Source organism: Mycobacterium sp. NTMscope_MAC_12, from assembly GCF_976985675.1.
In genome coordinates, this window is sequence record NZ_CDRJYY010000001.1 from 3,820,608 (window position 1) to 3,832,150 (window position 11,543).

At 64.7% G+C, this 11,543-nt stretch carries 9 protein-coding genes and 1 pseudogene; 2 read left to right on the forward strand and 8 right to left on the reverse strand.

The window, feature by feature from the left end; all coding sequences use genetic code 11:
* Positions 1-3: 3 nt before the first annotated feature.
* The 3 genes from AC0KS4_RS17525 to AC0KS4_RS17535 form a co-directional block, all read right to left on the reverse strand.
* Complete coding sequence (locus AC0KS4_RS17525) at positions 4-1,005, reverse strand: AAA family ATPase (RefSeq protein WP_238956531.1); 1,002 nt, start codon at positions 1,003-1,005, stop codon at positions 4-6.
* Positions 1,006-1,011: 6 nt separating this feature from the next.
* Positions 1,012-1,944, reverse strand: coding sequence for a nuclear transport factor 2 family protein (locus AC0KS4_RS17530; protein WP_238956532.1), 933 nt, complete (start codon positions 1,942-1,944; stop codon positions 1,012-1,014).
* Positions 1,945-2,210: 266 nt separating this feature from the next.
* A complete protein-coding gene (locus AC0KS4_RS17535) occupies positions 2,211-3,185 on the reverse strand; it encodes a hypothetical protein (protein ID WP_238956533.1) in 975 nt (324 codons plus the stop codon).
* 421 nt (positions 3,186-3,606) lie between these two features.
* On the opposite strand from AC0KS4_RS17535, the gene AC0KS4_RS17540 reads away from it, so the two are divergent.
* Positions 3,607-4,263 (forward strand): ACT domain-containing protein, encoded by a 657-nt coding sequence (locus tag AC0KS4_RS17540; RefSeq protein ID WP_238957347.1) that lies wholly within the window; start codon positions 3,607-3,609, stop codon positions 4,261-4,263.
* Between the two features lie 119 nt (positions 4,264-4,382).
* Here AC0KS4_RS17540 and AC0KS4_RS17545 read toward each other — a convergent pair whose 3' ends face one another.
* The 3 genes from AC0KS4_RS17545 to AC0KS4_RS17555 form a co-directional block, all read right to left on the reverse strand.
* The gene (locus AC0KS4_RS17545) at positions 4,383-5,639 is read right to left on the reverse strand and encodes an HNH endonuclease signature motif containing protein (RefSeq protein ID WP_238956534.1); all 1,257 of its coding nucleotides are present in this window, start codon (positions 5,637-5,639) and stop codon (positions 4,383-4,385) included.
* An 80-nt stretch (positions 5,640-5,719) separates the two neighbouring features.
* Positions 5,720-8,623 carry an MMPL/RND family transporter gene (locus tag AC0KS4_RS17550; protein WP_238956535.1) on the reverse strand — a complete coding sequence of 968 codons (2,904 nt, stop codon included), beginning with the start codon at positions 8,621-8,623 and terminating at the stop codon, positions 5,720-5,722.
* Complete coding sequence (locus AC0KS4_RS17555; RefSeq protein ID WP_238956536.1) at positions 8,620-9,051, reverse strand: MmpS family transport accessory protein; 432 nt, start codon at positions 9,049-9,051, stop codon at positions 8,620-8,622. The genes AC0KS4_RS17550 and AC0KS4_RS17555 overlap by 4 nt, the downstream gene beginning before the upstream one ends.
* Before the next feature lie 222 nt (positions 9,052-9,273).
* On the opposite strand from AC0KS4_RS17555, the pseudogene AC0KS4_RS17560 reads away from it, so the two are divergent.
* Positions 9,274-9,791: pseudogene (locus AC0KS4_RS17560) on the forward strand (pyridoxamine 5'-phosphate oxidase family protein).
* On the opposite strand, the gene AC0KS4_RS17565 reads toward AC0KS4_RS17560, so the two are convergent.
* Complete coding sequence (locus AC0KS4_RS17565) at positions 9,788-10,399, reverse strand: TetR/AcrR family transcriptional regulator (RefSeq protein ID WP_238957348.1); 612 nt, start codon at positions 10,397-10,399, stop codon at positions 9,788-9,790. The pseudogene AC0KS4_RS17560 and the gene AC0KS4_RS17565 overlap by 4 nt on opposite strands.
* A 35-nt stretch (positions 10,400-10,434) precedes the next feature.
* Positions 10,435-11,541, reverse strand: a complete 1,107-nt coding sequence (locus tag AC0KS4_RS17570) for a cystathionine gamma-lyase (protein WP_238956537.1) — start codon at positions 11,539-11,541, stop codon at positions 10,435-10,437.
* Between the last annotated feature and the right edge of the window lie 2 nt (positions 11,542-11,543).

Below are 11,543 nucleotides of genomic sequence, written 5' to 3' on the forward strand. Positions count from 1 at the left end.
GCGTCAGGGCACCCGGACCGATTGCAGCACGGCGTCTATCACCATTTCGGGAGTGACGTCGACGGCGACAGCCTCGAATCCGAGGATCAGCCGGTGGCGCAACACTCGATGCGCCAGCTTGCGGATATCGTCGGGCATGACGTGGTTACGACCCGACAACACGGCCAATGCCCGAGCCGTCCTACAGAAGGCGATGGTCGCGCGCGGGCTGGCACCGTACTGCACCAGGCGAGCCTGTTCGGGTGGCAGAAATTGATTGGGGTTCCTGGTCACGTGCACGAGCTGGCTCGCGTAGCGAATCAGCACCGGATCCATGTGGACATTGCGAACGATGTACTGCAGCCGCACGATTTCATCGAGAGTGACCACGGCAGGCGCCTTTTCGCCTCGGTCGTAAACTCCCGCGTCCATCCTTGCGATCACCTCCACCTCGTCATCGGGTGACGGGTAGCGAAGCACCTCCTTGATCATGAACCTGTCGGTCTGCGCCTCGGAGAGTGGATACGTGCCCTCCTGATCGACCGGGTTCTGCGTGGCGATCACGAGAAACGGGTCGGGTATGGGGTGCACCTGACCGGCAATGGTGGTCTGTCGTTCCTCCATGGCTTCCAGCATCGCGCTCTGTGTCTTCGCGCTCGAGCGGTTGATTTCGTCCAGGAGCACGATGTTGGTGTGCACTGGACCCAACTGTGTGCTGAAGGAATTGGTCGAAGAGTCATAGATCTGGGTTCCGATGATGTCGCTGGGCAGCAAGTCAGGTGTGCACTGGATGCGACGAAAACCGCCGGAAATGGCGTCGGCGATCACGCGCGCCGCCGTTGTCTTAGCCAGTCCCGGAACGCCTTCCAGCAGGATATGGCCCCCGGCGAGCATGCCGAGCAACAACGACTCGCGCAGATAATCCTGGCCCACAACTTTGCGCGCGAAGGTTTGTGAGATGGCGGTGACCACGCGGTAGACGTGTTCCATCTCCTGTTGATTGGGCTGGGTGCGAGTCGTGGTCATGTTCACCTATCGAAGTGGCCCTACGGTGGGCGGCTCTTTGGCCAGATTGACTGCCATTTCGAACGAAACTGTGTCTTGGAAGTTTGCCGTTGTGCCACTTGAGGTTTGCGCGGTGGCGCTGTAATTCGCGATTCCGGTGGTCAGCACACTTAGCGTCATCGGCATCAAGTTTTGGGTCAGCCCGCTGAATTCGATCGGTCCGGTAATTTTTGCGGTCGTCGGGTTGATCGGCGTATCCCGCTGCATCGTGGGGCATTTGAAGAAGCGATCGGGCGCGGTAAGGCATCCGTTGAGCCATGTCTCGAGCGCGGCGGTGATCGCGGCGTGGCCCGCGTCGTTGATCGCGAATGCGACGTTGATCAGCGCGGGGTTATCCCCTAGCAGGGATTCGAGCAACACAGGTTGAGCGATCACGTCGACGTAGCGCACCGACGAGATACCGAGGTAACCGGGAAACACGTAGGCGTGCTGACCCTGCGCCAGCGGCTTGCCCAAAATGGTCAGGCTGCCCGCCGCGTCTCCGAGCAGACCTTGCATGAGACCGGAGATGTTGATGGCCGAACTGACCATCTTCCAGACACCGTCGGATTTTCTCACCTGAATCTGACCCTGAGAGTGGTTGTCACCGAAGTCTGCGGCGGCCTTCACGATGGCGAAATCGCCCGGATCAACTTTGGACGAATCTTCAAGTATCGCAATGTTTTTTATCGGCCAATGGTCGATCTGCTGCTTGAGCATCTCTTTGGTGAGGAATTCATTCGATGCCGGCTTCCCGGCGGCAAGCCCCAGCGCGATATCGGCGTCCCCCTTGGCCAGCGCCTCGAGATATGCCTTGACCACATCTCCGGCGCTGCCGTTGCCCACTTGCTTGGAGCTCGCGCCGTTGCCCGTCATCAACACGATCGCCAAGACCACACCGACGATCACCAGCACCGCCACTCCAGCGACAAGGGTGATCACAAGTGGCTTGCGCCGCTTGGGCGGTGGCGGCCACCCGCCGGGAGGCGGAAATCCCGTGGGCGAGAACGCCTGCGGCCCGTTCGCGAAATAGGGCGGCGGCCCGGACGGGGGCATCGGTGTGTCGGCACCGCTCCCCGGATACGGCATACCGCCTGACGAACCGCCCGGCGAAGGGCCTCCGGGTGGTCCCCAGTTCTGCTCCGTCACGCTGTCGCCCCGTTGATCACATTTGGTCGCATGCTGACTTACTTGAAGGAGATCGCGGGTGGACTTTTGGTGAGATCAGCAACCGCTTTCGCCAGCGTCGGCACCCTTCCCGTGTCGGGCGCTCCGGACGCCGACTTTGCCGTCAATTGAAAATCGACGATTCCGTAGACGTTGACCGCCATCTTCTCGGCGTCGAAAGATCCGATCGTCATTCCACTGATATCGGTCGGTGGCACCCATTGCGCCGTTCCGTCGACCAAGTCCGAGGCCAGCGCCATCTGAGGGCAGTTAGGCGGCCGCAGCTGCGTGGACTTGGCACATTCGGCGAAGGCATTCTTCAACGCAGTCTGAATCCCTGCGCGGCCCGCGTCGCTGATGTCGTAGTCCAGGTTCACCGACGTGCCCGAGCTGATGGTATTCAAGTCATCCAGCAACAGGGGACGAGTTGGGGTGCGCTGGGTGATGTTCGGGTTGCTGTTGCCGAAATCGACCCAGCCCGGGAACACATACGTCGCCTGGTCGGCGTTGACTGGCTTTCCGAACAGCGTGAGCGTGCTCGCCGCTTTCGCGCTCTGCGAACTGAAGAATGTCAGCTTGATGGCGCCAGCCTCGAGCTTCCAGCCTCCGCCGTCAACCTGCTTCACGAACATCTTCTGATCCGACGTCTGGTCACCGAAGTTGGCGGCCACGTGCACCGACAGTGAGTCGCTGTCGAGAACCCGAATGTTGGTGATGGGCCACTTTGAGATCTGCTTCTTCAATACGTCGTCGGTGAGGAACTGCGTCGTCGCGGGTTGATCCTTGGCGTAGGAAAGGGCGGCCTTGGCATCGCCGCGGGCCAGGGCCCCCAAATATCCTTTGACCGCATCGACCGCGGTTAGCGGTTTTTTCTCACCGCCCGAGAGCGTGACCGCGATGGCGATGACCGCCGCGATCACGACAACGACCACACCGGATATGAGGGCGATGACCAACCGCTTGCGGCTTTTTCGCGGTGGCGGTCCGAAATGCATCATTGGTTGCTGCGACGCGATCGGCGGCCCCGGCCATGGCGGCCCTTGCCAACTGGGCGGCGCCCCTTCGGTCAGCGCGCCTGGTGTCGCGAAAGCGGGGGGAACCACGTCGGGCGGTGGTGGGGGCGGCGGCGAATCGTTGGGCGCACCACTTGCGCTGGGGCCACCGATCGGGTTGGGCCCGCCAAAACGCCCCGCCGACTCCGACCCTTCAGTCACATCGAGCCCCCTGGGTAATTCGTGCCGCGCCTATCTGACCATGCATATTCGCGCTCCACACCGTTCCGCGGCACGTCTTGTTATACACCTGCCGACCAAGCCCGCTCAGCTTATTTGTATGACGACGCACTCGACCAGTCACCCGTTGCGCCGGCGCACCGCCGAAATGCCGCCGACACATCGCTGTGCAACAGTGTTGGCCGTGCCCTCCTATCTGTTGCGCATCGAGCTGGTCGACCGCCCGGGAAGCCTGGGGTCGCTGGCGGTGGCGCTCGGTTCGGTGGGAGCCGACATCTTGTCGCTCGACGTCGTGGAGCGAAGCTCCGGATACGCGATCGACGACCTGGTCATCGAGCTGCCGCCGGGGGCGATGCCCGACTCGCTGATCACCGCCGCCGAATCACTGCCCGGGGTCCGGGTGGACAGCGTGCGCCCGCACACCGGCCTGCTCGAGGCGCACCGCGAGCTGGAGCTGCTCGACCACGTCGCCGCGGCCGGCGACAAGGCGTCCAGGCTGCAGGTGCTGGCCAACGAGGCGCCCAAGGTGCTGCGCGTCAGCTGGTGCACGGTCTTGCGGAGTGCGGATGGAGAGCTGCAGCGCCTGGCCGGCAGCCGCGGCGCCCCGGAGACCAAGGCGGACTCGGCCCCGTGGCTGCCCCTCGAGCGGGCCGTGTCGCTGGACAGCGACGCCGAGTGGGTGCCGAAGGCATGGCGCGACATGGACATGACGATGGTCGCGGCCCCGCTGGGGGACCCGCACACCGCGGTGGTGCTCGGCCGCCCGGGTCCCGAATTCCGTCCTTCGGAGGTCGCGCGCCTGGGTTACCTCGCCGGGATCGTGGCCACGATGCTGCGTTAATCGGACTCCAACTCAATCGAATCCGGTTGGCATAGGTCGAAGAATGAACCAATTCCCCCATGCACCAACATGTTTGATCGTCAACACAGTGCCGGTAGCGGCCGGCCCCGGTGACCGAGCTAGTTGTTTGTCGGTGGTGGTTGGGGTTGGAAGGGGTCATACCACCACCAGTCGGCGCGTTCGCCGATAGGTCCCGGGCAGGGCGCCACCGCGGGCGGTGGTCCAGTGGGTGGGCGTGCCAGCGATCCCGCGCTCAGGATTCTGCCGTCCTCGTCCGTGACCACCAGAGCGTGCGCGGGTCCGGTGATGGTGATCAGGCCACGATGGTGCAGCCGATGGTGATAGGGACACACCAGCACCAGATTGGCCAACTCGGTAGGGCCGCCGTCCTCCCAATGCCGGATGTGATGAGCGTGCAAACCCCGGGTCGCACCACAGCCAGGAACCGCACACATGCCGTCGCGGTGCTCGAGCGCACGGCGCAACCGCCGGCTGATCACCCGCGTCGACCGGCCGGCACCGATGGGCTCACCGTGACGTTCGAACCACACCTCACAGGTGGCATCACAGGTCAAATATCGGCGATCCGAATCAGACAGCAGCGGACCCAGATGCAATGCCGCAGCGCGCTGGGCGACATCAAGGTGCACCACGACCGTGGTGTGCTGCCCCTGCGGGCGGCGGGAGGCCTCGACATCCCAACCCGCCTCCACCAAACGCATAAACGCCTCGACCGTGCCCGGCAACGGCGGCACCTGATCACCGGCGCGGTCACCCTCACCGTGGTCGCGTTTCCACTCCGCGACCAACGCGTCACGATGAGAGGCCAACGCGGCATCGAACTTCGCGGCATCCAAATGTCCCAGCGTGATCCGATAACAGGCGCCCCACTCAGTGGCGGTCGCGGTGATCGAACGCTCGCGCTCGGGCTCGGGCAGAGGGTGGGGTTCAGGTCGCGGTTCCAGCTTGACCGCCGTGCGCAGCTGACTGACCGTGGCGACCGCGGCCAGCTGCGCGTAATGCTCATCAGATCCCTGCCCGGCGCGTGCGGCGATCACCCCGACCTGATCGGCCGACAACCGACCCTCCCGCAGACCCTGAACACAGCGCGGAAACTCCTGCAGCCTGCCCGCGATGGCGCTCAGCGTGTGCGCATTTGCCGACGAACAACCCAGCTTCCAGGCCACCAACGCCGGCACCGACCGCGCCCCGGTCACACCACACAATTGGTCACGATCAATCTCGGCCACGATCTCCACAATGCGCCCATCAATCGCGTTGCGCTGACCGCTCAACTCCGCCAACTCTCCGAACAACACCTCAAGACGGTCACTCGCAGTGACCACCCCGGCGTCAGCGCATGCGGTCGACAACATGACCTCATCATCGCAGCCACCACCGACAAGTTCGGGCCAAGTCAGGTCGCGCTAGGCGGACGCGGCCCGACGCAACCACATCAGCGCGCTTTCGATCCGGACATCGCCACCGGGTCGTCGTCCTCCCACAGGAGCAGCTGACGAACCGCCGGGCGCGACCCGTAGGGGCGCAGCATGGTGCTGGCCGGTCGTGGCCGCACCCGCTGCGGCCACCAGAACCAGCGCCCGAGAAGCCTTGCGACAGAAGGCGTCATGAATGACCGAACGATCAGCGTGTCGAACAACAGGCCGAGGCCGATGGTCGTGCCGATCTGGCCGAGGACCTGAAAGCCGCTGAACACGAACGCGCACATGGTGACGGCGAAAACGATTCCGGCCGAGGTGACCACCGAGCCGGAGCCGGCCATCGCCCGGATGATGCCGGTGTTCAGGCCCGCATGAATCTCTTCCTTGAATCGCGAGATCAACAGCAGGTTATAGTCGGATCCGACTGCGAGCAGCAGGATCACGGCCAGCGCGAGCACCACCCAGTAGAGCTGAATGCCGAAGAGGTACTGCCAGACCAGAACCGACAGCCCGAACGAGGCTCCCAGCGACAGGGCCACCGTACCCACGATGACGAGCGCGGCGATCAGGCTGCGCGTGATGATCATCATGATCAGCAGGATGAGGCTCAGCGCCGCGAACGCCACGATCATCAGGTCGTATTTCGCGCCGTCCTGAATGTCTTTATACGTCGCAGCGGTGCCGCCGAGATAGATTCCCGCGCCCGCCATCGGCGTGCCCTTCAGGGCCTCGTGCGCGGCCTTGGCCATCGGGTCGATGTGCGAAATGCCTTCTGGTGTAGCGGGATCACCCTCATGCGTGACGATCATGCGGGCGGCTTTGCCGTCCGGTGACAGGAACAGCTTCAAGCCGCGCTTGAAGTCGGGGTTGTTGAACACCTCGGGCGGCAGGTAGAAGGTGTCGTCGTTCTTGGCCGCGTCGAAGGCTCGCCCCAGCGCCGTCGCGTTGTCGATCGCCGCCGCCGTCTGCGCGTAAATGCCCGACAGCGTCGCGTAATTGGCCAACGTCAGGTCGCGATTGGTCTGTTGACTGTCGATCTGCGGCGGGATCAGCGCGACCAGTTTCGGTTGCAGCGCGTCGAGTTTGTCGAGGGAAGCCGTGAGGTTCTCGAACTTTTCCGTGAGCTGGTCGATGCCGTCGAGCGCGTCGAAGAGGGATCGAAACGCGAAGCAGGCGGGGATGTCGAAACAATGCTTTTCCCAATAGAAATAACTGCGCACGGGGCGGAAGAAATCGTCGAAATTCGCGACCTTGTCGCGCAGGTCCCGGATCGTGACGAGCGTGTCGCGGAAACTTTCGGTTTCTTCGTGGGTGGTGCCGGCGAGCTGCTGCTGCAATACGTACTGCTGCTTCAAAATGTCGATGGTCTTGGACAGTTCATTGGCCTGCTTGAGGGCGTCGTCGGCCCGATCGCGTTGGTACGTCAGGTTTTGTTGCTGCGCCGCGCTTTGATTGCTGACCACGAAGGCGAGCGAGCTGTGAACCAGCGGGGTCCCCAACGGCCTGGTGATGGACTGCACCTGGGCGACGCCAGGAACGTGGAACACCGCCTTGGCCACCTTGTCCAGGATGAGCATGCTCTCGGGGTTACGCATGTCGTGATCCGTTTCGACCATCAGCAATTCGGGCTCCAGCCGGGCCCGCGAGAAATGCTTCTCGGCGGCGGTGTAACCGATGTTGGCCGGTGCGCTCGCGGGCATGTAGGGCCGGGTGTCGTAACTCGTCTTGTACCCGGGCAGGGCGATCAGCCCGACCAGGGCCAGCGCGCACGCCGACGCCAGAACCGCGCCGGGCCACCGAACGATGGCGGTGCCGATGCGCCGCCATCCTCGCGTCCGTATCGCCCGCTTGGGGTCGAAAATACCCACCTTGGCGCCCAGGGTGAGGATGGCCGGGCCCAGGGTGAGCGCGGCGAACAGCGCGACGAGGATGCCCAATGCGGCTGGGATACCGAGACTTTGGAAGTAGGGCAGCCGGGTGAAGCTCAGGCAGGCCACCGCTCCCGCAACGGTGAGCCCCGAACCCAGCACGATATGCGTCGTGCCGTGATACATCGTGTAGAAGGCGGTTTCGCGATCCTCACCGGATCCGCGCGCTTCTTGATAGCGACCCACGAAAAATATCGCGTAGTCGGTTCCGGCGGCGATCACCAAGAGTGTCAGCAGGTTCGTCGCATAGGTCGACAACCCAATGACCCCGGCGTTCCCCAGGAACGCGACAAGGCCTCGGGCGGCTGACATTTCGATCAAGACGGTGGCGAGCACCAACAACGTGGTGAGCACCGAGCGGTAGACGAAGAACAACATCACCGCGATCACCCCGACGGTAATCCCGGTGACCTTGGCGGTCCCCTTGCTACCGACGTCGAACTGATCGGAGATCAGCGGCGCCGCGCCCGTCACGTAGGTCTTGACGCCGGGCGGCGGCTTCATGTGCTCGACGATGTCGCGGATGGCGCCGACGCCCTCGTTGGCCAACGCCGAGCCTTGGTTGCCGGCAAGGTTCACCTGAACATAAGCCGCCTTGCCGTCGCTGCTCTGCGATCCCGCCGCGGTGAGAGTGTCGCCCCAGTAATCCTGGACATGTTGGACGTGTTTCTTGTCCCGCTCGATCCTGCGGATCATCTCGTCGTAAAAGCGGTGCGCGTCCGCGCCGAGCGGCTTGTCACCTTCCAGCACGATCATGGCCGAGCTGTCGGTGTCGAACTCGTGGAATTTTTCACCGATACGCTTGATCGCCTTGAGCGACGGGGCGTCGGGCGAGTTCAGCGCCACATTGTGGGTTTTCCCCACGTCTTCCAGTTGCGGCACCGCGATGTTCGTGAGGGCGGCCAATCCCACCCAGAACAGCAGGATCGGCAGCGCGAGCCGGCGGATGGTGCGCGGCACACTGGACCGCGGCTGTTGATCGTTGCTCATCCAGATTTATCCAGACAGAAGGTGTAGGCGTCGACTTTGTGAACCGTGCGTTGGTCTTTCACTTCACCGTTGACGGTGATGCGGCAACCGAGGGTGTCCCCGTTGCCCTGCGCCACGACGTTGCCGATCACGGCGGGCTCCGTGGTGGTGATGGTGAACGACCACGGCAACGGGGCGTCTTTGACTTGTTGCGGCTGGGCGTTGACGTCCAGGTAGTTGATGGTGGCCACCGCGCCCGGGGCGCCGAAGACTTCGAGGACCACCTGCTTGGGGTTGAACGGGACGATCTCGCCCGCCAGGCCGCTGTTGGCCGACGTGGTGTTGTGCGAGCCGAAGATGCCGTGCAGCCGATAGATCCCGAATCCCGCGAGGGCGACGACGAGCACGGAGACGATCACCATCCACCCTCGCTTGACCAGGGATGCCATCGAAAAGCCTTTCACCCGTTAGCCTTTCGAATATCGGGTGACAGGGTCGCGCCCAAGCCGGGCGCGGCTGCCAACGTCCATAAGCGTGATCGACAGCTATGACAGTACGGTACGGGACCGTACTCTACAAGAGGAACTTTCCCCTTGGTTATGCCGGGCGATGAATTCCGGTGCCGTCACCGGTCAGTGTCCGTACGAGCAATCGACGTGCGAGGAGTAACAATGCTGCCCGAACCGATTTCGGCAACCGACCTGAACATCTACGGCGACGCCGAGCTGCCGTGGGCCAGGGCCCTTGACGCGATGAAGGCCCTGCCGTCCGAGGAGACGCCACAATTTCTGGGGACCGTCCGGCCGGACGGCAGCCCGCACTCGGCGGGTATCGGCTCGATCGAACACGGCGGCCACCTCTATTTCACCAGCGGCCCTGCGACGCTGAAATCCCGCAACCTGGCCGCCAATCCGGCCTGCACCCTGTCGTTCCGACTTCCCGGAGTCGACCTGGTGCTCGACGGCGCAGCCCACCGGACCACCGACGGGCGCGAACTCGACGAGGTCACGGCGCTGTATCGCGACTCCGGCTGGCCGTGCGAACGCGACGGCGACGCCGTCACCGCCCCGTACAGCGCCCAGAGCGCAGGGCCGCCGCCGTGGTATTTGTACCGATTCGTGGCCCGGGCGCTGTCGGTGTCGCAACCGCCGAGCCCCACGGGGCGACGCGTTGGCGGTTCGCGCCCTAGGCGCGGGGCTGCGCGGTCAGGCCCGGGATCAGGAACCCGTCCACAAACGCCTGCACGGTGTGACGGGTGGGCGGCCGACCGGGGATGATCGACCGGAAGATGAGGTAGCCGGGCAACAAGTCCCAGAGTTCGTCGGTGATGACGTCTGCAGTGATCTCACCCCGGTTGACGGCCTGACGCAGCACGTGCTGAATCATCGCTTTGCGCTGGTCGAGGAATTGATGCTGCAGGGCGTCCTTGAGCGCGGGGTGGCGCGACACCTCGACCATTACCGCACGGATGGTGCTGGCGTGCTGCCCGCATTCCACCGCGATGGTCTCCCCCAGGCTCAGCAGGTCGCCGCGCAACGTGCCCGTATTCGGCGGGACGGCCACCTGGCGGACCCCTTCGATGAAGGCGGCCAGCACCAGTTCGGCTTTGGACGGCCAGCGCCGGTAGACCGTGGCCTTGCTGGCGCGGGCGGCGTTGGCCACCGCTTCCACTGCCAGCTGGTCATAGCCGTGTTCCTGCAGCAGCCGCAGGGTCACCGCCAGGATCTCGGCCTCGCGCGGCGACCACGGCGATGCCTGCTCGCACTCCTCGGCCGTCTGGGTCATAGAACCCACGATAGAGCCGCCCGCGCGGTGCGGCATGTATATGTCCGTTATCGGGAGCTCATGAGCGCGCGTTCGATGTCGGCGACGAGGTCGTCGGTGTCCTCGATGCCCAACGAAATGCGCGCGAATCCGTCGGCGACCGCGTCGCCCCACCGAGCCCGCCGATCCACCGACGTGTGCAGGCCCCCGAAGCTGGTGGCGGCGATCAGCAGCTCGCTGGCGTCGACGAGGGCGTGGACCGCGGCGGCGTCGGCCAATTCGACCGTGAGCAGGCCCCCGAATCGGCGCATCTGCGCCATGGCGACATGATGCGCCGGATCTTCCGCCAACCCCGGATAGCGCACGGCGCGCGCCGCCGGGTGGCGGGCCAGCATCGTCGCCACCGCCCGGGCGTTCTGGCACTGGCGCTCGAAGCGCAGTCCCGCAGTTTCCAGGCTGCGCAACAGAAGCCACGCTTCGAACCCGCCCAGGACGGCGCCGGCGAGCAGTCGTTGGCGCTCGGCGGCGGCGAGTAACTCGGGCTGACTGGTCGCGACATAGCCGGCCAGCAGGTCGCTGTGACCGGACAGGGCCTTGGTGGCGCTGGCCACCACCGCGTCGGCGCCCAACGACAGCGGCTGCTGACCCAAAGGCGTGGCGGCGGTGTTGTCGACGACCAGGCGTGCGCCGTGACCGTGGCAGATGGTGGCCAGCCGGTGCAGGTCGATCACGTCGAGGGCCGGATTGGTGGGGGTCTCGGCCAGCACCACGTCGGCTTCGGCGGCGGCGTCATAGATCTGCGAGCTGGACGCGGCGATGACGGTCACCCCCGCGGGCGCCAGGTCCTCGGTGGCGTGGCGGCGCACCTGGTAATAGCCGTCGGCCGGCACCACCACCGTCGACCCCGGCGGCGCCAAGGCCCGCAGCACCGCGCTGATGGCGGCCATCCCCGAGCCGAACACCCGAGCGCCCGCCGCGCCCTCCAGCTCGGCGAGCGCCGACTCCAGTTGTCGCCACGTCGGATTGGAGCTGCGACCGTAGCTGTCCAGGGTTTCGTCGCCTGAAAGGTGATAGGTGGCGGCGAACACCGGCTGCGGTGCGACCGGCTGACCCGAAACCGCTTGATAATTCACGGCTTTGAGGCTGCGGGTGGAATCGCCGTACCGACCGCTCATCG

Bases quoted from the DNA above. Each gene is read 5' to 3' on its own strand.
- AC0KS4_RS17570 (WP_238956537.1), bottom strand. From the start codon at position 11,541: ATGAGCGGTCGGTACGGCGATTCCACCCGCAGCCTCAAAGCCGTGAAT.
- AC0KS4_RS17545 (WP_238956534.1), bottom strand. From the start codon at position 5,639: ATGTTGTCGACCGCATGCGCTGACGCCGGGGTGGTCACTGCGAGTGAC.
- AC0KS4_RS17535 (WP_238956533.1), bottom strand. From the start codon at position 3,185: ATGCATTTCGGACCGCCACCGCGAAAAAGCCGCAAGCGGTTGGTCATC.
- AC0KS4_RS17555 (WP_238956536.1), bottom strand. From the start codon at position 9,051: ATGGCATCCCTGGTCAAGCGAGGGTGGATGGTGATCGTCTCCGTGCTC.
- AC0KS4_RS17525 (WP_238956531.1), bottom strand. From the start codon at position 1,005: ATGACCACGACTCGCACCCAGCCCAATCAACAGGAGATGGAACACGTC.
- AC0KS4_RS17550 (WP_238956535.1), bottom strand. From the start codon at position 8,623: ATGAGCAACGATCAACAGCCGCGGTCCAGTGTGCCGCGCACCATCCGC.